This window comes from Enterobacter sp. IF2SW-B1, assembly GCF_001743375.1.
In the GTDB taxonomy this organism is placed as follows: Bacteria; Pseudomonadota; Gammaproteobacteria; order Enterobacterales; family Enterobacteriaceae; genus Enterobacter; species Enterobacter bugandensis.
Genome location: NZ_MJAA01000001.1, coordinates 794,967 through 815,867, shown reverse-complemented (window position 1 = coordinate 815,867; position 20,901 = coordinate 794,967). Strand labels below are relative to the sequence as shown.

The following is a 20,901-nucleotide window of genomic DNA, read 5'->3' as shown; positions in this document are numbered from 1 at the left end:
CGGGCGCTATAACCCTGAATTCAGGTAAAATTATTTAGGCTCAGTACCGAACCATTTTTTATAGATTTCGTTGTAAGTGCCGTTCTCTTTCAGCGTTTTCAGCGCGCCGTTAACTTTCGTGCGCAGATCGTCGCTGCCTTTCGGGAACGCGATACCGTACTGCTGAGCTTCCAGAGAGTCGCCCACGGCTTTGAACTTGCCGTTACCAGCCGTTTTAATGAAGTACAGGATGTTCGGCGTGTCGTGCAGAACAGCGTCAGCACGGTTGGTGCCGAGTTCCATATACGCGTTGTCAATGTTCGGGAACTGGCGCAGGTCTTTGGTTTTGATGTTCGCTTTCGCGTAATCCACGGAACCGGTGCCGCTCTTCACTGCCACCACTTTACCGTCGAGGTCTTTCACGCTTTTTACGTCGTTATTATCCGCTTTGACCATCACCAGCAGGCCGCTTTTGTAGTAGCCGTCAGAGAAGTCGATCGCTTTTTTACGTTCTTCGGTAATGGTGATGCCCGCCAGCGCCAGATCGACGTTTTTGGTTTGCAGCGCCGGGATGATGCCGCTGAAGTCCATCGGCTTCAGGGTGTAGTCCAGTTTGAGTTCTTTGGCGATAGCGGCCCACAGATCAACATCAAAACCAACGTATTTGTCACCCTGTTTGAATTCAAACGGAACGAACGCCGTGTCGGTCGCCACAACCAGTTTGTCGGCAGCCTGAGAGGACACCGCAAAAGCCAGGGTAAGTGCAGCCAGTGAAACTTTTAATACAGACTTCATAGCATTTCCTTTTATATCCACGGGGCGATCCCCTGCGAGAACGACTGGCACAATGAAAAAATCGTGCCAACTTTACAAGCTGTTGTTTTACAAAGGGGATGAAATCATACATTGCACAAAAAGCGTGGCAATGATGTCGTGTTGCACCAGCATGGAGCACCATTTTGGTGCGCTTCGTTTGGGTCAACTGACGGGGAGATATTAAGCGTAAATTCTGACGAAAAAACAATCTTCCATTAACGGTTGTGTGAGGTGATTATTACAATTTATTCACTTTTGCACCGTCTCAGGCAAAAAATGTGCACCATAAATGTGCAAAACCCTCACCAGAGGCGAGGGTTTGACAGGAAAGTCTTATGGATTACTCGATGTTAGATTCGATAAACCACAGGAACTGATCCAGGTCGCGGGATGCGGAGGTGAAGATGTCTGCGGTATCTTCATCCTTGGCTTCGCTAATCGCTTTGCGCACGTCATTGGCCACAATCGCGTAGCGGTCCGCCAGCTCTTTCAGGTGATCCTGAACGGTATGGATATCCAGCGGGTAGCTTTTCAGCGGCGTTTTGCTGTTGATCACCTGCGTGGTCCCAAGCGCGACACCACCCAGCTGAACGGCACGTTCAGCCATCGTATCGAGGTGTGTCACCAGTGCTGTGCGGAAGCCATCCAGCATTTCATGGACGGCAATGAAGTTTGCACCGCGCATATTCCAGTGGGCCTGTTTGGTGATCAGCGAAAGATCGATGAACTGGATCACCTGGCGATTCAGCAACTCAATGGTCGCTTTTTTGTCGCTATCCGATACATCGTTACGGGTATAAAGCAGATTAGACGCTTTCGTTTTCACCAGTTTAGCGGTACTCATAATCTCATATCCTCTTGATGTTTATGTCCCAGGTAATTACGGAACTAAGTATAGCACCGGATTTTTTCTCTGCGGTCTGGCTGTGCCTATCGGTTTAATAGCAAGAAGGAGGTTGATAATTTAATTTATTGAAATTAAAAGATAATTTTAAAATTGATACAGATCAATCTTAATTCGCATAGAGGAGAATGGGTGGGGAAGGATATTTCGGTAATATGACAAACTATGTAAGAAATTATAACGGATGGCATTCTGGCCTTTATTCTGCATGGCCATGAAGCCATGCAGAATATATGGCATTAGCCGATGTCGATTTTCTCAACTTTAGGTTCAGGGCGCATGGTGAGCGTTGACCCCATTGACGCCGCGATAATTGAGCAGAGCGCCAGCGTCTGGGTAAACGTCAGCGTTTCGCCCAGGAACACCATCCCGGAGATCGCCGCAAGGGCGGGCTCCATGCTCATCAGGGTACCAAATATGCGCGTCGGCAGACGCGTCAGGGCAATCATCTCCAGAGAATAGGGGAGGGCCGTTGAAAGAATAGCGACCGCCAGCCCGATGGGCATGACTGACCATTGCCAGATAGACTCCGTGGCCTGCGCCATACCGATCGGCACAAAAACGATAGCCGCAATCACGGAACCCAGGGCGACCGTTGCCGGGCCATGCTCTTCACCCGCTCGCTGCCCGGTGAGTATATAGACAGCCCAGCAGGCTCCTGCTCCCAGCGCCAGCGCTGCGCCCGTGAGATCAATCTCAGAGACATTCTGGCCGAGCGGCAGCAGGAACCATAAGCCCAGAACGGCCAGCACGACCCAGATAAAATCCACCGGACGACGTGACGAGAAAAGCGCGACCGCCAGCGGGCCGGTAAACTCCAGCGCGACGGCAATCCCCAGCGGGATGGTCTGGATGGAGAGATAGAACATATAGTTCATTGCCCCGAGGGACAGACCATAAAAAAGCAGGGGGAGACGTTGCTCTTTTTTGAAGCGCAGACGCCAGGGTTTGAAGATGACGACCAGTATCGCCGTTCCCAGCACGATACGCAGGGCTGTTACCCCGGGCGCACCCACCAGTGGAAAAAGCGATTTTGCCAGCGAAGCACCGCTTTGGATGGACAACATGGCAATAAGTATGACGGCTACCGGCAACCAGACCGACGACGTGCGGGATAACCCAGGCATCCTTTCTCCTGTCAGCTAATGTCAAGTGGAGTAAAGGTTGCAGTGTAAAGGAAATATACAGCTACGGTTGAGACTAGGTTGAAAAAAAAGACCCGTGAAATCCGTAAAATGGTTAAGCGCTGGTGGATTTATCACCTGAAAGATTAGGAATAATCTGGATGAATGTAACGGCGCAGACGCGCAATATGGGCGTTTAGTAGGAAAAATCGCATGTGATTTGAAAGAGTTAGCTGAGGTTGGAAACGTTCTGTTACAGGAAAGGCCTCATTAGACATCACGAATCACAAAGAGTTTCGCAAAATTTTTTGATATATTTAAAACTTACGGACTTACTTGAAGCACATTTGAGGTGGTTATGAAAAAAATTGCATGTCTTTCAGCACTGGCCGCTGTACTGGCTGTTTCCGCAGGTACCGCTGTAGCTGCTACTTCTACTGTAACTGGTGGTTACGCTCAGAGCGATATGCAGGGCGTGATGAACAAAACCAACGGTTTCAACCTGAAGTATCGTTACGAGCAGGATAACAACCCGCTGGGCGTGATCGGTTCTTTCACCTACACCGAGAAAGATCGTACTGAAAACGGCGCATACAACAAAGGCCAGTACTACGGTATCACTGCTGGTCCAGCTTACCGTCTGAACGACTGGGCGAGCATCTACGGTGTTGTAGGTGTTGGCTACGGTAAATTCCAGCAGACCGAAAACCAGGGTCTGAACCGCACTGCAAGCAACAGCGACTACGGCTTCTCCTATGGCGCAGGCCTGCAGTTCAACCCAATCCAGGACGTGGCTCTGGACTTCTCCTATGAGCAGAGCCGTATCCGCAACGTTGACGTTGGCACCTGGATCGCGGGCGTAGGTTACCGCTTCTAATCACTTCGGTGAGCTAATAAAAAATCCGCCCAATGTGGCGGATTTTTTTTAGCTTTTTCCCTCTCCCACAAGGAGAGGGTCAGGGTGAGGGCATCAGACCGCACGAGATCGCACAGCTTACTTACTCTTAATATCAAAAATATCGGTACCCAGATGGCTATAGTCAACTTTCTGTAACTTGAAGTTGGTAACGTACACTGGGGGCGCTTTCTTGTTGGAGATAAACGGGTAATCATTTTTTATCTCTTTGGCCTTAATCCCCGTCCACTGCGAGAAGAACTGCAGGAAATCATTCGCCGAGCGCCGCGCTTTGATAACGCGATGCGTTTTATCATCGCTCGACAGCACCATAAACGGCACCTGGAAATTCTGCTGGAACTGGTCGTCGTGCGCCAGATACTGCACTTCTTTGCCACGCTCTTTAAACGCCAGCCCGTGATCCGAGAAATAGACCACAGAGAAGCTTTCGCCCGTATTGCGCAGCTGATCGTAAAGCTTGCTGAGCAGCTCGTCGGTTTGCGTCATGGTATAGAGATAGCAAGAGGTCTCTTTCGACTGCACAAACTCCGCGTATTTACCGCCAGTGCGATCGCAGGCCTGCGGGTGCGATCCCATCAGGTGCAGAACAATCAGCTGCGGCTGGGTGCGCTGGGTAGCAAAGACCTGCGCCGTCATCTTCAGCAGCGCCTCGTCTTTGGTGTTTTTGTCGGCTTCAAAATCACCGCTCTTCAGGAACTGCACTTCGTCAGCACGCTTAGCAATACTGGCGATGGCGGTGTCGTATTCGCCAATTTGCCCCTGATTGGAGAACCACCAGGTCTGAAAACCGGCGCGGTTGGCCAGCGTGACAAAATTATCCTGAAACTGAGGTTTGCCATCCACCACGCGGTTCAGCGTCAGGCCGAGCGATTTCTGCGTCGAGCCGCTGGCCGCCACATAATCGGTAAACAGGGTGCCGTTGACAGAGCTGGCAAACGGTGTGTTATTCCAGTGCCCGCCGAATGCGCCCAGCGCGTCGCGACGTGCGCTCTCGCCAATCACCACCACATAGGTATGGTATTTCGGCTTAACCGCCAGCACGTTCCAGGTGTCTTTCATATTGGAAAGTTCAGCCATGCGCGCCTGCTCGTCGAGAACCTCTTTATTGTTCACGACGACGTCTTTAACGAAACGGAACACCGGATAGCCCGTATCTTTCAGCTTGAACACGCCGCCCCAGGCCAGGTTTTGCACCGGCGCAACGAAAAACGTCCCCACGCTAAACGCCAGGCACAGAGACTCCATTTTTCCCCATGATCTCTTCGCGTCTGCTTTGCGACGAACCGCGATGACGCCAAGCGCAAAGATAAAGAGGCCGACGACGTAGCTGTACCAGGGGAAGATCGTCAGGATCTCCGTCGACTCTTCCATGTTGGTGGAGTGCAGCGCCAGCAGGGTGTTGAAGTTTGGCGCGCCGTAGGCCTGGCCAAACGGGAAATACATCGCAGCAATCAGCGAACAGACCCCTACCAACGCTTTCTGCACGCGCGGGGCCGCTCGCCACAGCACATGCAGGATGCAGGTGAAAGCCACTGCATAAAGCAGGCTGAAGGGATAGCCGAGCGCAAAGTTAATCAGCAGCGACTGCAAAAAGTAAAATCCCGTCCACGGGCTTAAGGCCCGGCTGCGGGTAACGATGGTATCTATCAGGGTTACATTCATAGGTCACTATCACAAAAACGCCATGTGCTCACCCTGGCGCCAAGGGTCAAAGCCTGCCGGACAGTGCGTGGAAAGGGAATGAGAGGTCCGCTTCAGCGAGCCGCAAATTGTGCAGGGCTGCAAGAAGATAGTGCGAGCGTGAATTAAGGTCAACAGTTGCTAAACAGATGTTTTGCGAAGGGGGCTGCAAATCCGCAAAAATTATCGGGAATTGGTCAGTTTACAGCGGAAGTGTGACAGAAAAATGAAGCGGCGTACCGCAACGCCGCTTAGTGGGAAGGTTTGTCATCCTGATGCGGTTTGTTGTTAAACATATCGCACAGCATGTTCAACAGCATTAAGCGCACTTTAAAAGGAGAGTGGGTAAACACGTTCATACACCTCTTGAATTCGTTCATGAGACCTCCTGATGTTTGATCCCTTCGATCCGTGAAGGGTGACTGCATTACATACAGATATAGCACAGGCTATATTGTATAGCTATGGCTATTTCGTTAATTTTTTGTGCTTGTGGAGGGATGGTTTACAATGTGCGCTCTCGATACCGGGCGCTGGAAGCGTCACCCCAATGAGGAAGTACAATGAACCGTCGCGCAGGTAAGCCAGCCATTAAAAAAACGACGCAACTGGTGAATGTTGAAGAACATGTCGAAGGTTTTCGCCAGGTCCGTGAAGCGCACCGGCGTGAACTGATTGATGATTATGTTGAACTGATTTCCGATCTGATCCGCGAGGTTGGGGAAGCGCGTCAGGTCGATATGGCCGCCAGGCTCGGGGTTTCGCAGCCGACGGTCGCTAAAATGTTAAAACGTCTGGCCTCGGTAGGCCTGATCGAAATGATCCCCTGGCGCGGCGTGTTTCTGACGCCGGAAGGGGAGAAGCTTGCGCAGGAGAGCCGCGAGCGCCATCAGCTTGTCGAGAACTTTTTGCTGGTGCTGGGCGTTAGCCCGGAAATTGCCCGTCGGGATGCGGAAGGAATGGAGCACCACGTTAGCGAAGAGACGCTGGTGAAGTTTCGCGAATTTACCCTCAAATATGGTCCCTCCGCTGAATGAAAATCCCTGGACTGCAGGCCCTCTCACGCGATCGTTTCTTCCATCTCTTATTAATCATTGGCGCCGGGTTAAGCCTGTTTGTGCCGTTTGCGCCACAGGCCTGGTCTGCGGCGATTGACTGGCGCACCATCATCACCCTGAGTGGGTTAATGATGCTGACCAAAGGGGTCGAGCTGAGCGGCTATTTTGACGTCCTGGGGCGTAAAATGGTGCGCCGTTTTGCCACCGAGCGCAGGCTGGCCCTGTTTATGGTGTTCTCCGCCGCGGTGCTGTCGACGTTTCTGACCAACGATGTGGCGCTGTTTATCATCGTACCCCTCACGCTCACCCTGCGTAAGCTTTGCGAGATCCCGGTCAGCAGACTGATTATCTTTGAAGCGCTCGCCGTTAACGCCGGTTCTCTGTTGACGCCCATCGGCAACCCGCAAAATATTCTTCTCTGGGGACGTTCCGGTCTGTCATTCGCCGCCTTTACCTGGCAGATGGCGCCTCTGGCGTTGGTGATGATGCTGTCGCTGCTGGCGGTCTGCTGGTTCGCGTTTCCGGATAAAAAGCTGCAATACCATAGCGGGACCACGGGCCCGCAGTGGCAGCCGCGGCTGGTCTGGAGCTGCCTCGGGCTGTATATCGTCTTTCTGTTCGCCCTGGAGCTGAAGTATGAGCTGGCGGGCGTCCTGCTCGTCGCCGCGGGCTTTGTCGTGCTGGCGCGGCGCGTGCTGGTGAGCGTGGACTGGACGCTGCTGCTGGTCTTTATGGCGATGTTCATCGACGTGCATCTGCTTATTCAGCTTCCCGTGCTGCAAAACGTTCTGCACAGCGTCAGCACGCTGTCGCAGCCGGGACTGTGGCTGACGGCGATTGGCCTGTCGCAGTTTATCAGCAACGTGCCTGCCACCATTCTGCTGCTCAACTACGTTCCGCCGGACACGCTGCTGGCCTGGGCGGTGAACATCGGTGGGTTTGGGCTGCTGCCCGGCTCCCTGGCAAACCTGATCGCCCTGCGCATGGCCAACGACCGTCGCATCTGGTGGCGCTTCCACCTCTGGTCGATCCCGATGCTGCTCTGGGCTGCGGCGATCGGTTTCGGACTATTCCTTCTCATATAGTGCGCAATTTGTCAGTTTTTCCTGGCAAATGTATAGCAACGTCCTAGCTTTAGTGAACGGCATAGTGTGATGCCGCTCACTGACAGGACCGTTGCTGAATTATGGCAGAAGAACAAAATCCACCTGCTGACGAGCAGGATAAAAACAATAACGAGCGTAAACGCCCGGGCAAAAAACCGTTAATTATCCTTGGCATCGTGGTCATCGTGATGGTGATCGTGGCGCTGGTCTGGTGGTTTTTAACCCGCAACGAAGAGACGACCGACGACGCCTTTACCGACGGCGACGTGGTGACGATTGCCCCCAAAACGGCGGGCTACGTTACCGAGCTTCGCGTGCGGGATAACCAGCGCGTGAAGAAAGGGGATGTGCTGGTGGTGATCGATCCTCGCGATACCACCGCCCAGCGCGATCAGGCTCAGGCTCAGCTTGGGCTGGCTATCGCGCAGCTGCATCAGGCCCAGGCGCAGCTGGCGCTCTCAAAAGTGCAGTATCCCGCCCAGCGTGACGAAGCCAAAGCGCAGGTGCTGAAAGCGCAGGCCGATCTGGCGAACGCGCAGGCGGAATACCGCCGCCAGCGCGGCGTCGACCCGCGCGCGACCACCCAGCAAAGTATTGATTCTGCGAACGCTCAGCTGCGCAGCGCCCAGGCTGGCCTTGCCAGCGCACAGGCGCAGCTGGAAGTGGCGGAGCAGGTACAGCTGCAAATCCGCCAGCAGGAGACCAACGTCGAAGCCCGCGAGCGTCAGGTCGAACAGGCCAAAGCGCAGCTGGAAACCGCGAATCTGAACCTCTCTTACACCGAAGTCCGCGCCCCGTTCGACGGCTTTGTCACCAAACGCAACGTGCAGCCCGGCACGCTGGTTCAGGCGGGCACCGCGCTGTTCTCGCTGGTCTCCCCGAACGTGTGGGTGGTGGCGAACTTTAAAGAGTCCCAGCTTGAGCGCATGAAGCCCGGCGATAAGGTTAGCGTCTCCGTGGATGCCTGGCCGGATATGGAGCTTGAAGGCCATATCGACAGCATCCAGCAGGGCAGCGGCTCGCGCTTCTCCGCCTTCCCGTCGGAAAACGCCACCGGTAACTTCGTGAAGATTGTTCAGCGCGTGCCGGTAAAAATCGTCATTGATAAAGGTCTGGATCCGAACAAGCCGCTGCCGCTGGGGCTGTCGGTTGAACCGAAGGTCACCGTGGAATGACGGATCATAGCCACGATAACTGGAAGCCCGCCAGTAACCCGTGGGCGGTGGCGATTGTCGTCACCCTGGCGGTGTTCATGGAAATTCTGGACACCACCATCGTCAACGTCGCGCTGCCGCACGTGGCGGGGTCGCTCTCGGCCAGCTACGACGAATCCACCTGGGTACTGACAAGCTACCTGGTGGCGAACGGCATCGTGCTGCCCATCTCGGCGTTCCTGAGCCGGTTGTTTGGCCGCAAGCAGTTCTTCCTCATTTGCATCGTGATGTTCACCATCTGCTCGTTTCTGTGCGGCATCGCCACCGAGCTGTGGCAAATCATCCTGTTCCGCGTGATGCAGGGCTTCTTTGGCGGCGGGTTACAGCCCACCCAGCAGTCGGTGCTGCTTGATTACTTCAAGCCGGAGGACAGGGGCAAAGCGTTTGGGCTTTCCTCCATTGCGATTATCGTCGCGCCGGTGCTCGGCCCGACGCTGGGGGGCTGGATCACCGACAACTACTCCTGGCGCTGGGTGTTCTTTATCAACATCCCGGTGGGGATTGTGACGGTGCTGGCGATCTACCAGCTGCTGGAAGATCCGCCGTGGGAGAGCAAATCAAAAGAGAAGCTGACCATCGACTGGACGGGAATCGGCCTGATCGCCCTCGGTCTGGGTTGTTTGCAGGTGATGCTCGACCGGGGCGAGGATGACGACTGGTTCTACTCGAACTTTATCCGCACCTTCGCGGTGCTGACGCTGGTCGGCATTATCGGCGCAATCTACTGGCTGATGTATGCCAAAAAGCCGGTGGTGGATCTGCACTGCATGAAGGACCGCAACTTCGCGATCTCCAGCCTGCTGATGGCGGGGATGGCGATGATCCTCTACGGCAGCTCGGTGGTGATCCCGCAGCTGGCGCAGCAGGATCTGGGCTATACCGCCACCTGGTCCGGGCTGGTGCTTTCGCCCGGCGCGGTACTGATCGTGCTGACCATCCCGCTGGTGCTGAAGCTGATGCCGGTGGTGCAGACGCGCTGGATCATCGCCTTTGGCTTTACCTGCCTGGCGGTGTCGTTCTTCTGGTCGCGCACGCTGACGCCGGATATTGACTTCGAAACCCTGGTGCTGTTCCGCAGCGCCCAGTCGATTGGTCTGGGATTCCTGTTTGTGCCGCTCACCACCATCGCCTTCATCTCGATACCGAGACGGCTCAACGCCGATGCGGCGGCGCTGTTTACCATGTTCCGCAACGTGGCGGGATCCATCGGGATTTCGCTCTCGACGGCGGCCATCACCGAGCGCGCGCAGGCGCACAGCGCGCACCTTGCCTACCACGCCTCGCCGTTTAACGAGCAGTTCCAGCTGGCGATTCGCGAAAGCGCCCAGGCGATCCAGAACTTCACCACCCAGGTGGGCGATCCGACCGGGATTGCCACCGGGCGGATGTACCAGACGATGATCGAGCAGTCGCGCTTTTTGGCCTACATCGACGTCTTCACCATTCTGAGCGCCGTGGCCTTGCTATTGATTCCGTTTTGTTTGTTGCTCTCGCCGGTTAAGAGCGAGGGGAGTGCAGGAGCACACTGATGATACACAGACGTTTACACCCCCTGATGATAATGATGCTGCTGGTGGGCTGCGCCGTCGGGCCGGACTACCAGCAGCCTGCGCCACCCGCCGTTACGCACTGGAACGATAAGGGCGACAGCGCGGTGAAATCGCAAACCACCTCCGCCGCGACCAATCCGCGCTGGTGGAAAACCTTCGGCTCGCCGCAGCTCGACAGTCTGGTTGAACGCGCCATCGCCGGAAACCTGACGCTGCAGCAAACGGTACTGCGCATTGCCGGGGCGCGTGAACAGATTAACCAGGCGGGCGGGGCATTTTTCCCGTCGGTGAACGGCAATCTGCAGGCGACGCGCCAGCAGCTCGGGCTGGAAGGGGAGCTAAAATCCCACGGCGTGTACGACCAGCTGGATAATGTCGACTCTGAACTCAGAGGCGCTCTGGGGCCGCTGACGCAGCCGATTAACCTTTATCAGGGCAGCTTCGACGCCCAGTGGGAAATCGACCTCTGGGGCAAGGTGCGCCGTCAGGTGGAAGCCGCCGAGGCGCAGCAGAAGGCCGCCATCGAACAGCGTAACGATGCGCTGGTGTCGCTGGAAGCGGAAGTGGCGCGCGCGTGGCTCCAGCTGCGCGGGGCGCAGAGCATTATCGCTACCCTGAACACCCAGATTAAAAGCGCGCAGCAGACGCTGGACCTGACCGAAAGCCGCCAGCGCGGCGGGCTGTCACCGCAGATGGACGTGGAAAACGCCCGGGCGCAGCTGGGCAATCTTGAAGCCCAGCTGCCGCAGTATCAGGCCCAGGAACGCCAGGCGATGAACGGGCTGGCTATTCTGCTCGGCAAGCCGCCGGGGGCGCTGGATAGCGAGCTGCAATCCGCACAGCCAATGCCCGCGCTGCCGGATATCGTGCAGACTGGTATACCGTCCACGCTGGCGCGCCGCCGTCCGGACGTGCGCGAAGCGGAGGCCAACCTTCATGCCGCCACGGCGCAGATTGGCGTCTCGGTGGCCGAGCTGTTCCCGAGCTTTACCCTCTCCGGACAGTTTGGCCTGCGCAACAGCGAATCCGGCTGGCTGACCGACTGGAGCAGCCACTTCTACAGCTTCGGCCCGCAGGTTTCCATTCCGATTTTCCAGGGTGGTCGACTGGTCTCCAGCGTCAAGGTGGCGCGCGCGCAGCAGGGCGCTGCGGTACTGGACTATCGCCAGACGGTGCTCACCGCGCTCGGCGATGTCGAAAACGCGCTGGTGAGCTATCGCACCGACCAGCAGCGTGAGGCGGGCCTGGCGAAAACCATTGATGCCCTGCAAAACGCCTTTGATTTAGCCAGCGACAGCTACCGCCAGGGGATCGCCAGCTTTATCGACGTGCTGGACGCCCAGCGGCAGCTGGCGCAGGCCGAGCAGCAGCGCGCGCAGGCGCAGGTACAAAGCGCCCTCGATCTGGTGGCGCTCTACAAGGCGCTCGGCGGCGGCTGGGAGCCGTATCAGCAGGTACAGCTGCCGGACTATAGTGTCTTTGGCGACGCCCCGCGCGGATAAATATTCAGAGGATTGGGCAAGAAACGGACAGGAACGCCACATTCGCGATGGCTGAGGGGCGGGTATAACTATCGGGTACCCAATCGACATGCGAGGATTATCTTATGCGTTATCAAAAACTGGGCAACACCGGTCTGTTCGTTTCTGAACTGTGCCTCGGCACCATGACCTTCGGCGGAGAAGGCGGCATGTGGGGCAAGATTGGTCAGCTCCAGCAGAGCGAAGCAGAACAGCTGGTGGGCCGCGCGCTGGATGCCGGGATCAACTTTATCGATACCGCGGACGTTTACTCGGAAGGGCGCTCGGAGGCGATCCTCGGGCAGGCGCTGAAAAACCTGAAAATCCCGCGCGAGAACGTGGTGGTCGCGACTAAAGTATTTGGCGAAACCGGGACGGCGGGAGTGAACTCGCGCGGCAGCTCGCGCTATCACATCATCAGCAGCGTGAAGGAGAGCCTGCGCCGCCTGCAGCTCGATCATATCGATCTCTATCAGCTTCACGGTTTCGATCCGGCCACGCCGATTGAGGAGACGCTGTATGCGCTGGATAACCTGGTGCAGCACGGCCACGTGCGCTACATCGGCGTCTCGAACTGGGCGGCGTGGCAGATAGCCAAAGCGCTGGGGATTTCCGAGCGTCTGGGGCTGGCGCGTTTTGCGTCATTGCAGGCGTACTACACCATTGCCGGGCGCGATCTTGAGCGCGAGCTGGTGCCGATGATGCAGAGCGAAGGCGTCGGGCTGATGGTCTGGAGCCCGCTGGCGGGCGGCCTGCTGAGTGGAAAATATGGTCGCGACGGGCAGAGCGAAGCCGGTAGCCGCCGTCTGGCGTTCGACTTCCCGCCGGTGGACAAAGATCGCGCCTTTGACTGCGTGGACGTGATGCGCGTGATTGCCGAAAGCAAGGGCGCCTCCGTGGCGCAAATCGCGCTGGCGTGGCTGCTGCACCAGAAGGCGGTGACCAGCGTCATCATTGGTGCGAAGCGCGTTGAACAGCTGGACGACAACATTGCCGCCACCGGGATCCGCTTAAGCGAAGACGAGCTTAAACAGCTGGATGCCGTCAGCGCGCTGCCGCGTGAATATCCGGGCTGGATGCTGGAGCGGCAGGGGGAGTATCGTCGCAATCAGCTTGCGCAACAATAACGCTCCTCATCCCCGGCGGCGCTTCGCCTGCCGGGGATGATATCGAAGAAATGACGATAAGCTGCTTTTGCCGATTCAACGATGGGCTGTGGCGGTAATCAGCAGCCGTCTTTGCAGGTTGCGGCTGGGTTTTGCTCAAGGACTCTTACCAGCAGGGCTCGGGGTTCTCTGACCACATCTGTTCCAATTGCCAGTACTTTGCCGTCCCTTTCCGCTGAATACTTCGCGACAACATCACCGAAAGCATTTCGCTGCAGTGCGACCTCTTGTCCTGCTTTTACCGTGTCGCCGGGTTTAACGAAAACTTCCGCAAACCCACCCGTAGTTGCTCGTATGGAACTGATCGCATTACCAATATACGTTTTATTGCTGCTGGCGGTTGCGCCGATTTTGCCTTCAATCACCTTGTAATGGATCAGTACATTGAGGGCACCCTCTAAACCCCGGGCAATCATATCCTGCTGGTAAATCCTCGGCTCTCCCGTCTCGGCCGTTATTGCCGGGATACCATTTTGAATAAAGGTGGTTTCCATTGAGCCGGCTTCGCCGGGGTCTTTCTTAATTTGATCTGCCGGAAAAAGTTCCGCAATTGTCCGGGCATCCGCATTGCGGTAGTCGGCATAAATGAACAGCGGATAAGCCGTTCCGGTAGACTGGGTGTGATAGTCAATCGCCAGGTCGACATTCCCCTTGTAAACCTTGTTCCACATCATCCATGCCTGACGCTCAGCAGGGTTACCCGTTTCTTTTCCTGGATGGACGCGATTGTAGTCGATCGTTTCACCCCCATCGGTTGAAACAGACCATGTCCGGGAGACTCTCTCAAGGCCAGAACGGTTTGGGCCAATGATGCCAATAACGCTGCCGTTCATTTTTTCGGGGTCCAGTTGTTCCATCACTTTTTGTACGATGCGCACGCCGTTTAGCTCATCCCCGTGGACGCCCGCCTGCAGAAGGACTTTCTTCCCGTCCGTTTTCCCTTTTGTCACCATTATGGGTACATACCAGCGCTGTCCCGTTCCTGTCTCAACCCCCTCAAACATGAAGCGATGTTGTCCGGCTGGCAGGTCTGATACATCCAGCGTAGAGATAACCGGCACTCCCTGCACTTTATCACCCGTATACACCGTTGCCGCGTGAGTCATTGAGCCGGGCAACGCTAAGCTGAGAGCGAATGCGATACGGCGAGTAGATATCTTCATGAGCGTCATTTTCCATTTGATAGGGTTGAGATTTTTATGTTCCGGCCTGGGCCGTGGTTCGTGCGCATTAAGTTAATAATGATTTTATGAGGCCAGCCAGTGGCACGAGCAGGAAATGTGATTCTGCATAGGTTAACGCTCAGGCCTAAATAACAGGATTTCGCTCTTCATTTTTCCTGCTCAGCGCTTCTTTCCGACATTCCTCACAAAAAACGATCCTCCCCTTTGATCGAAATTTCATCTTCGCCTATATGACTAGTCATGAGATTTTAAATGACTAGTCATATAGGGAGAGAGCATGAACAATTCACTGCCAGCCAACTTTTTATGGGGCAACTCGGTGTCCAGCATGCAGACGGAAGGGGCCTGGAACGAGGGCGGGAAGGGGATGTCGGTGTACGACATTCGTGAGGCCGGAGAAAACGTCTCCGACTGGAAGGTGGCGACCGACTCCTACCACCGCTACCGGGAAGATTTCGACCTGATGCAGGATCTGGGCATGAACTGCTACCGCTTCCAGATCTCCTGGAGCCGCGTCTGCCCGCAGGGCGACGGCGCGTTCAACGACGAGGGCATCGCCTTTTACGACCGCTTTATTGACGATCTCATCGCCCGCGGCATCGAGCCGATGGTCTGCCTCTACCACTTCGACATGCCGCTGGCGCTGGCGCAGGAGTACAACGGCTTCAACGATCGCCGCGTGGTGGAGGCTTTTATCCGCTACGGCAAAAAGATGATCGACTGCTTCGGCGACCGGGTAAAGTACTGGCTGACCTTTAACGAGCAGAACATCTTCCATATGCCGGAAGCGTTCCGCATTTCCGGCTATATGAAAGGCGAGAAAACCCTGCGCGAGCTGTATGAGCTTCAGCACCATGCGATGGTGGCGCACATGTCGCTGACCGAGTATCTGCACCAGACAAAACCGGGCCAGCTAATGGGCGGCATGCTGGCGCACCAGCTGATCTATCCGGCCACCTGCAAGCCGCGCGATATCTTCTGCGCCCAGCAGTATGACGAATTCCTCAACCAGAACCTGCTGCGCGTCTTTGCCGGCCAGGGCTACAGCCCGGCGGTGATGGCGGTGGTGGAGCAGGAGGGCTTCGGTGATATCTATCGCGCCGACGATCTCGCTCTGTTTGCCCGCACGAAAAACGACTTTATGGCCTTCAGCTACTACGCCAGCAAAACGCTGGACAGCGATGCGATCCCGGAAGGCACGCCGGTCAACGATTACCTGCTGCACGGTGAGAAAAATAACCCCTACCTGAAGGCCACCGAGTGGAACTGGCAGATCGACCCGCTCGGTTTTCGCACCATCATCACTCGCTATGCCAACGACTGGCGGATGCCGGTCTTCCCGATAGAAAACGGTATTGGCGTGATTGAGTCCTGGGACGGGGTCAACCCGATTGAGGACACCTACCGCATCGACTACCACCGGGCGCATATCGAGGCCATGAAGGAAGCCATATTCGAGGATGGCGCAGAGGTCATTGGCTATCTCGGCTGGGGGTTAATTGACATTCTTAGCTCGCAGGGGGACATGCGTAAGCGCTACGGCGTGGTCTACGTCAACCGAGAGAATCACGACCTGAAAGACCTTAAGCGCGTGCCGAAGAAGAGCTACGCGTGGTTAAAACAGGTTATCCATACCAACGGACGCGAGATGTAAGCCGTACGCTGCCGGGCCGTTTTTGTGACTGATTGATGGGAACACTCCGCTATGTCTGAAACAAAAATCACACCGCACATGCAGTCCTTTGTCGATAAATTTGTTGAGTTCTCGGCGCGCCTGGCAAACCAGGTGCACCTGCGATCCCTGCGCGACGCCTTCGCCACGGTGATGCCGATTTTCATCCTCGCCGGTCTGGCGGTGCTGGTGAACAACGTGGTGTTCCCGTGGATTTTTGAGGGCGACACGCTCACACAGTTTAAGGTGTGGGGCGAGGCGATTATTAACGGCACGCTGAACATCGCCGCGCTGCTGCTGGCGCCGATGATTGCCTGGTCGCTGGCGCGCAACAAAGATTTCGACAATCCGGTCTCGGCAGTGGTTATCGCCGTCAGCAGCTTTATCATCATGATGCCGATGCGCTTACAGGTTACGCCCGTTGGCAGCGAGGCCACGGTGAACGTCACGCAGGTGCTGACCTTCGCCAATATCGGTTCCACCGGGATTTTCGCCGGGGTGCTGATTGGCCTGCTCTCAACTGAATTGTTTATCGCGATTTCGCGGCTGAAGGCGCTGCACATTTCGCTGGGGGAAAACGTGCCCCCGGCGGTGAGCAAATCCTTTACCGCGCTGATCCCAACCATTCTTACCTTGTCGGTGTTCGCCGTGCTGGCGGCGCTGCTGGCGAACGTGCTGCATACGGATCTGATCCATCTCATTACGACCTTTATCCAGCAGCCGCTGCGGCTGATCAACACCAGCCTGCCGGGGACGATTTTCATCTACAGCTTCGGCAACTTCCTGTTCACGCTCGGCATTCATCAGTCGGTGGTCAACAGCGTGGTGCTTGAGCCATTCCTGCTGATTAATACCAACGAGAACATGCTGGCCTTCGCCAACGGACAGCCGATCCCGCACATCATCAACAATATTTTCGTGCCGACGTTTGGCATGGTGGGCGGTACGGGCAGCACGATCTCGCTGCTGATCGCCATCTTTATCTTCTCGCGGCAACAATCGGCGAAGCAGGTGGCGCGTCTGTCGCTGGCACCTGGCTTATTCAACATCAACGAGCCGGTGATTTTCGGCCTGCCGATCGTCTTTAACCTGCCGCTGATGATCCCGTTTGTGCTGCTGCCCGCCATCGGCATTTACTTCGCCTGGCTCTGCACCACGCTGGGGCTGATGTCGCGCTGCGTGGTGATGATCCCGTGGACCACGCCGCCGATCCTCAGCGCCTGGCTGGCGACGGCGGGGGACTGGCGCGCCGTGGTGGTCCAGTTGGCAATCATCGTATTTGGTGTATTCTTCTACCTGCCTTTCCTCAAAATTGCCGAGCGAGTGGCCTTGAAAAACAGCGGGATAGAAAACTAACAGAAAGGAAGGACGATGGCGGCGAAGTACATCACCATAGCGCGGGAAATTAAGAAACGCATTATCAGCCAGCAGTACGCCGCCAACGAACCCCTGCCGGATCAGTTTGCACTGGCGGCGGAGTTCAGCACCAGCCGGATGACCATCCAGCAGGCGATGCGCCAGCTGATCGTCGAAGGGCTGGTCTACACCCGCCAGGGGCAGGGGACGTTCATCCGCAAAAACTTCCTCCAGCTCTCGCAGTGGGATCTCTCCGGCAGCGACTACTTTGGCGCGACCAAAACCTGGGCGCATCTGGGTACGGTCACGAGCCAGGTGGTGCATTTCGAACTGCGCTTCCCGAACGAAAAAGAGCAGGCGTCGCTGATGATTAACGCCGATGCGCCGATCTACGACTTCATTCGCCTGCGTTTACTGAACGGCGAACCAATGTCGCTGGATTCCACAGTGATGCCGATGAATCTGGTGCCGGGCCTGACGAAAAACCACCTTGAAGGGTCGGTGTTTCAGTACGTTCAGGAAACCCTGGGGCTGAAAATTATGGGGTCATACCGGGTCGTGCGGGCGCTAAAGCCCAGCGCGCTGGACAGAGAGCATCTGGTCTGTGAGGAAACCGATCCGGTGCTGGAGGTGGAGCAGGTCATTTATCTGGAAGATGGCACGCCGCTGGAGTATGCCCACTGCCACTATCGCTACGACCACGGCGGGATTGTGATTGTGAATAACGGATAAAAAAAAGCGGGCCTCGAGGCCCGCTTTTTTGATGCGCGTGATTAGTTCAGACGCACCGGCATACCGGAACGGTTCTGAATCGCCTGGTCGACGATGGTGGTTTCCACGTCTGGCTGAGAGGTCACTGACTGCACCGCGCTGTTCAGCGTAATCGGCACGATCTCGTTGTTGTTGATCTGGTCTTCGCTGGTGGAGAGCGGGTTGTGCACTTCGATGTAGCGGCTGCCGTCTGGCTCAGACGTCGCTTTCACCGGTTCGTTGATGAACTGCACGCGCGTACCGACCGGCACGTTTTCGAACAGGAACTTGATGTCGTCGTTACGCAGGCGTACGCAGCCGTGGCTCACGCGCAGGCCGATACCGAAGTTGGCGTTGGTGCCGTGGATGGCGTACAGACGACCAATGTACAGCGCGTACAGGCCCATCGGGTTATCCGGGCCGGCTGGCACAACGGCGGGCAGCGGTTCGCCCGCAGCGATGTATTCCGCGTGCATTTTAGCCGTCGGCGTCCAGGTTGGGCCCGCTTTCTTACGCTCTACTTTGGTGGTCCAGTTCAGCGGGGTGTCTTTGCCCAGCTGGCCGATACCGATTGGCAGCACGATAACGGTGTTGGTGCCTTTCGGGTAGTAATACAGACGCATTTCGGCGCTGTTAATCACGATGCCTTCATGAACGGTATCCGGCAGGATCAGCTGCTGAGGAATATTCAGCACGGTACCTGCTTTTGGCAGATACGGGTCAACGCCCGGGTTCGCTTCCAGCATGTTGGACAGGCCCAGCTGGTACTGCGCGGCGAAATACTCCAGCGGCTGAGAGTTACCCTCAGGCACCGTCACCACCTGGTTTTGACCCACCAGACGGCTTCCGTCTGTCGGCAGGGGATACGTCACCGCAGACGCGGTCTTACAAAAACCTACTACGGCTAACGCCGCCGCAAAAAGCGTTGTTAATTTCATGTTCATGTTGTGCGAGGTATCTAAGCCATTCAGGCGATGAGTTGATAAGTCTGAATCTGTGATGGGAGCGCATTATATGTGCATTCCCGCTAACAGGGAATTCAGATGTGTACGAAATCACATTTTTTTCGATTTTGTTAAAGTTTAGTGGATTGCCGCAACACGGGATCTCAATTCGGAATTGTGGCATAATGCCGTGTTTATCACACTTTTCGCAGGAATCTCTCCGTGTTAGTTACCAGCAACGTCACTATGCAGTTTGGCAGTAAGCCGCTGTTCGAAAATATTTCCGTCAAATTTGGCGGCGGCAACCGTTACGGCCTGATTGGTGCCAACGGTAGCGGAAAATCCACCTTTATGAAGATCCTCGGCGGCGATTTAGAGCCGACGCTGGGCAACGTGTCGCTCGATCCGAACGAGCGTATCGGTAAGCTGCGTCAGGATCAGTTCGCCTTCGAAGAGTTCACCGTGCTCGACACCGTGATCATGGGGCACGCGGAGCTGTGGGAAGTGAAGCAGGAGCGCGATCGTATCTACGGTCTCGCCGAAATGAGCGAAGAAGACGGCTATAAAGTGGCCGATCTGGAAACCCAGTACGGCGAAATGGACGGCTACTCCGCGGAAGCGCGTGCGGGCGAGCTGCTGCTGGGCGTGGGTATTCCGGTTGAACAGCATTACGGCCCGATGAGCGAAGTCGCGCCTGGCTGGAAGCTGCGCGTGCTGCTGGCGCAGGCGCTGTTCTCTAACCCGGACATCCTGCTGCTCGACGAACCAACGAACAACCTGGACATCGATACCATCCGCTGGCTGGAGCAGACGCTGAACGACCGCGACAGCACCATGATCATCATCTCGCACGACCGTCACTTCCTGAACATGGTCTGTACGCACATGGCGGATCTGGACTACGGCGAGCTGCGCGTTTATCCGGGCAACTACGACGAGTACATGACGGCAGCCACCCAGGCGCGTGAACGTCTGCTTGCCGACAACGCCAAGAAGAAAGCGCAGATTGCGGACCTGCAATCCTTCGTGAGCCGCTTCAGCGCTAACGCCTCTAAATCCCGTCAGGCGACCTCGCGTGCCCGTCAGATCGACAAAATCAAGCTGGAAGAGGTTAAAGCCTCCAGCCGTCAGAACCCGTTCATTCGCTTCGAGCAGGACAAGAAGCTGTTCCGTAACGCGCTGGAAGTTGAGGCGCTTACCAAAGGCTTTGATGAAGGCCCGCTGTTTAAAAACTTCAACCTGCTGCTGGAAGTGGGCGAGAAAATTGCCATTCTGGGCGCCAACGGCGTGGGTAAATCTACCCTGCTGAAAACCCTGGTGGGTGAACTGCAGCCGGACAACGGCACCGTGAAGTGGTCTGAAAACGCGCAGATTGGTTACTACGCGCAGGACCACGAATATGAGTTCGAAAACGACCTGACCGTCTTCGACTGGATGAGCCAGTGGAAGCAGGAAGGTGACGACGAGCAGGCGGTGCGCAGCATTCTGGGGCGTCTGCTGTTCAGCCAGGACGACATCAAAAAGCCCGCCAAAGTGCTCTCCGGTGGTGAAAAAGGCCGCATGCTGTTTGGCAAGCTGATGATGGAAAAACCGAACATTCTGGTGATGGACGAACCGACCAACCACCTGGATATGGAATCTATCGAATCGCTGAACATGGCGCTGGAGATGTATCAGGGCACCCTGATCTTCGTCTCTCACGACCGTGAGTTCGTCAGCTCACTGGCGACCCGCGTGATCGAAATTACGCCAGAGCGCGTGGTGGACTTCACCGGTAACTACGAAGATTACCTGCGCAGCAAAGGTATCGACGGCTAATTTCCCGTCGTCTTTCACGCTGCAGATGCGTTGGCTGCACCTGTTCACCCCGGTCACTTACTTATGTAAGCTCCCGGGGATTCACAGGTTTGCCGCCTTCCTGCAGCGCGAAATACTTAGGGAAAGGCGTCGTGCCTTTATCCC

Annotated in this window: 18 protein-coding genes; 11 read left to right on the top strand and 7 right to left on the bottom strand. The window is 56.1% G+C overall.

All coding sequences use genetic code 11. From position 1 onward, the window contains the following. Positions 1-30: 30 nt before the first annotated feature. The 3 genes from glnH to rhtA all read right to left on the bottom strand — a co-directional run bounded on the left by glnH (position 31) and on the right by rhtA (position 2,826). Positions 31-774, bottom strand: coding sequence for a glutamine ABC transporter substrate-binding protein GlnH (gene glnH, locus A6013_RS03985; RefSeq protein ID WP_014831177.1), 744 nt, complete (start codon positions 772-774; stop codon positions 31-33). Between the two features lie 361 nt (positions 775-1,135). Next, positions 1,136-1,639, bottom strand: a complete 504-nt coding sequence (gene dps, locus A6013_RS03980) for a DNA starvation/stationary phase protection protein Dps (protein ID WP_069732597.1) — start codon at positions 1,637-1,639, stop codon at positions 1,136-1,138. Positions 1,640-1,938: 299 nt separating this feature from the next. Next, positions 1,939-2,826, bottom strand: a complete 888-nt coding sequence (rhtA, locus tag A6013_RS03975; protein WP_041910716.1) for a threonine/homoserine exporter RhtA — start codon at positions 2,824-2,826, stop codon at positions 1,939-1,941. A gap of 355 nt (positions 2,827-3,181) precedes the next feature. Between rhtA and ompX the strand changes: the two genes are divergently transcribed. After that, positions 3,182-3,700 (top strand): outer membrane protein OmpX, encoded by a 519-nt coding sequence (gene ompX / locus A6013_RS03970; RefSeq protein ID WP_028012448.1) that lies wholly within the window; start codon positions 3,182-3,184, stop codon positions 3,698-3,700. Between the two features lie 117 nt (positions 3,701-3,817). Here the strand turns inward: ompX and A6013_RS03965 are convergent, their stop codons facing one another. Both A6013_RS03965 and mntS read right to left on the bottom strand, forming a co-directional pair. Continuing rightward, positions 3,818-5,401 carry a phosphoethanolamine transferase gene (locus A6013_RS03965; protein ID WP_069732596.1) on the bottom strand — a complete coding sequence of 528 codons (1,584 nt, stop codon included), beginning with the start codon at positions 5,399-5,401 and terminating at the stop codon, positions 3,818-3,820. A gap of 269 nt (positions 5,402-5,670) precedes the next feature. Continuing rightward, entirely contained in the window at positions 5,671-5,799 is a 129-nt protein-coding gene (mntS, locus tag A6013_RS03960) for a manganase accumulation protein MntS (RefSeq protein ID WP_032644847.1), read from the bottom strand. 183 nt (positions 5,800-5,982) lie between these two features. On the opposite strand from mntS, the gene mntR reads away from it, so the two are divergent. The 6 genes from mntR (at position 5,983) to A6013_RS03930 (ending at position 12,994) form a co-directional block, all read left to right on the top strand. After that, positions 5,983-6,456 carry a manganese-binding transcriptional regulator MntR gene (mntR, locus tag A6013_RS03955; protein WP_028012450.1) on the top strand — a complete coding sequence of 158 codons (474 nt, stop codon included), beginning with the start codon at positions 5,983-5,985 and terminating at the stop codon, positions 6,454-6,456. Then, the gene (locus tag A6013_RS03950; protein WP_049136963.1) at positions 6,453-7,562 is read left to right on the top strand and encodes an anion transporter; all 1,110 of its coding nucleotides are present in this window, start codon (positions 6,453-6,455) and stop codon (positions 7,560-7,562) included. Before mntR ends, A6013_RS03950 begins: the two co-directional genes overlap by 4 nt. A gap of 101 nt (positions 7,563-7,663) precedes the next feature. Beyond that, positions 7,664-8,758 carry an HlyD family secretion protein gene (locus tag A6013_RS03945; protein WP_041910714.1) on the top strand — a complete coding sequence of 365 codons (1,095 nt, stop codon included), beginning with the start codon at positions 7,664-7,666 and terminating at the stop codon, positions 8,756-8,758. Then, the gene (locus tag A6013_RS03940) at positions 8,755-10,326 is read left to right on the top strand and encodes a DHA2 family efflux MFS transporter permease subunit (RefSeq protein ID WP_028012453.1); all 1,572 of its coding nucleotides are present in this window, start codon (positions 8,755-8,757) and stop codon (positions 10,324-10,326) included. Before A6013_RS03945 ends, A6013_RS03940 begins: the two co-directional genes overlap by 4 nt. After that, positions 10,326-11,849, top strand: a complete 1,524-nt coding sequence (locus A6013_RS03935) for an efflux transporter outer membrane subunit (RefSeq protein ID WP_069732595.1) — start codon at positions 10,326-10,328, stop codon at positions 11,847-11,849. The genes A6013_RS03940 and A6013_RS03935 overlap by 1 nt, the downstream gene beginning before the upstream one ends. A 104-nt stretch (positions 11,850-11,953) precedes the next feature. Then, positions 11,954-12,994: an aldo/keto reductase gene (locus A6013_RS03930; RefSeq protein WP_069732594.1), complete on the top strand. Its 1,041-nt coding sequence runs from the start codon at positions 11,954-11,956 to the stop codon at positions 12,992-12,994. Between the two features lie 98 nt (positions 12,995-13,092). On the opposite strand, the gene A6013_RS03925 is transcribed toward A6013_RS03930, so the two are convergent. Next, on the bottom strand, positions 13,093-14,196 hold the full coding sequence (locus A6013_RS03925; protein ID WP_083264148.1) for a succinylglutamate desuccinylase/aspartoacylase family protein: 1,104 nt from the start codon (positions 14,194-14,196) through the stop codon (positions 13,093-13,095). Positions 14,197-14,494: 298 nt separating this feature from the next. On the opposite strand from A6013_RS03925, the gene A6013_RS03920 reads away from it, so the two are divergent. The 3 genes from A6013_RS03920 to A6013_RS03910 are packed head-to-tail and all read left to right on the top strand — an operon-like array spanning position 14,495 to position 17,977. Beyond that, positions 14,495-15,871, top strand: a complete 1,377-nt coding sequence (locus A6013_RS03920; RefSeq protein WP_069732593.1) for a glycoside hydrolase family 1 protein — start codon at positions 14,495-14,497, stop codon at positions 15,869-15,871. 51 nt (positions 15,872-15,922) lie between these two features. Further along, positions 15,923-17,245 (top strand): PTS sugar transporter subunit IIC, encoded by a 1,323-nt coding sequence (locus tag A6013_RS03915; protein ID WP_063437572.1) that lies wholly within the window; start codon positions 15,923-15,925, stop codon positions 17,243-17,245. Positions 17,246-17,260: 15 nt separating this feature from the next. Beyond that, positions 17,261-17,977 (top strand): GntR family transcriptional regulator, encoded by a 717-nt coding sequence (locus A6013_RS03910; protein WP_025912880.1) that lies wholly within the window; start codon positions 17,261-17,263, stop codon positions 17,975-17,977. 41 nt (positions 17,978-18,018) lie between these two features. Here the strand turns inward: A6013_RS03910 and ldtB are convergent, their stop codons facing one another. Continuing rightward, positions 18,019-18,939: a L,D-transpeptidase gene (gene ldtB / locus A6013_RS03905; RefSeq protein ID WP_008501186.1), complete on the bottom strand. Its 921-nt coding sequence runs from the start codon at positions 18,937-18,939 to the stop codon at positions 18,019-18,021. A gap of 222 nt (positions 18,940-19,161) precedes the next feature. Here ldtB and A6013_RS03900 point away from each other — a divergent pair, with 222 nt between their 5' ends. Next, on the top strand, positions 19,162-20,757 hold the full coding sequence (locus A6013_RS03900) for an ABC-F family ATPase (RefSeq protein WP_041910703.1): 1,596 nt from the start codon (positions 19,162-19,164) through the stop codon (positions 20,755-20,757). The last annotated feature ends 144 nt before the right edge of the window (positions 20,758-20,901 follow it).

Bases quoted from the DNA above. Each gene is read 5' to 3' on its own strand.
- glnH (WP_014831177.1), bottom strand. From the start codon at position 774: ATGAAGTCTGTATTAAAAGTTTCACTGGCTGCACTTACCCTGGCTTTT.
- dps (WP_069732597.1), bottom strand. From the start codon at position 1,639: ATGAGTACCGCTAAACTGGTGAAAACGAAAGCGTCTAATCTGCTTTAT.
- rhtA (WP_041910716.1), bottom strand. From the start codon at position 2,826: ATGCCTGGGTTATCCCGCACGTCGTCGGTCTGGTTGCCGGTAGCCGTC.
- ompX (WP_028012448.1), top strand. From the start codon at position 3,182: ATGAAAAAAATTGCATGTCTTTCAGCACTGGCCGCTGTACTGGCTGTT.
- A6013_RS03965 (WP_069732596.1), bottom strand. From the start codon at position 5,401: ATGAATGTAACCCTGATAGATACCATCGTTACCCGCAGCCGGGCCTTA.
- mntS (WP_032644847.1), bottom strand. From the start codon at position 5,799: ATGAACGAATTCAAGAGGTGTATGAACGTGTTTACCCACTCTCCTTTT.
- mntR (WP_028012450.1), top strand. From the start codon at position 5,983: ATGAACCGTCGCGCAGGTAAGCCAGCCATTAAAAAAACGACGCAACTG.
- A6013_RS03950 (WP_049136963.1), top strand. From the start codon at position 6,453: ATGAAAATCCCTGGACTGCAGGCCCTCTCACGCGATCGTTTCTTCCAT.
- A6013_RS03945 (WP_041910714.1), top strand. From the start codon at position 7,664: ATGGCAGAAGAACAAAATCCACCTGCTGACGAGCAGGATAAAAACAAT.
- A6013_RS03940 (WP_028012453.1), top strand. From the start codon at position 8,755: ATGACGGATCATAGCCACGATAACTGGAAGCCCGCCAGTAACCCGTGG.
- A6013_RS03935 (WP_069732595.1), top strand. From the start codon at position 10,326: ATGATACACAGACGTTTACACCCCCTGATGATAATGATGCTGCTGGTG.
- A6013_RS03930 (WP_069732594.1), top strand. From the start codon at position 11,954: ATGCGTTATCAAAAACTGGGCAACACCGGTCTGTTCGTTTCTGAACTG.
- A6013_RS03925 (WP_083264148.1), bottom strand. From the start codon at position 14,196: ATGAAGATATCTACTCGCCGTATCGCATTCGCTCTCAGCTTAGCGTTG.
- A6013_RS03920 (WP_069732593.1), top strand. From the start codon at position 14,495: ATGAACAATTCACTGCCAGCCAACTTTTTATGGGGCAACTCGGTGTCC.
- A6013_RS03915 (WP_063437572.1), top strand. From the start codon at position 15,923: ATGTCTGAAACAAAAATCACACCGCACATGCAGTCCTTTGTCGATAAA.
- A6013_RS03910 (WP_025912880.1), top strand. From the start codon at position 17,261: ATGGCGGCGAAGTACATCACCATAGCGCGGGAAATTAAGAAACGCATT.
- ldtB (WP_008501186.1), bottom strand. From the start codon at position 18,939: ATGAACATGAAATTAACAACGCTTTTTGCGGCGGCGTTAGCCGTAGTA.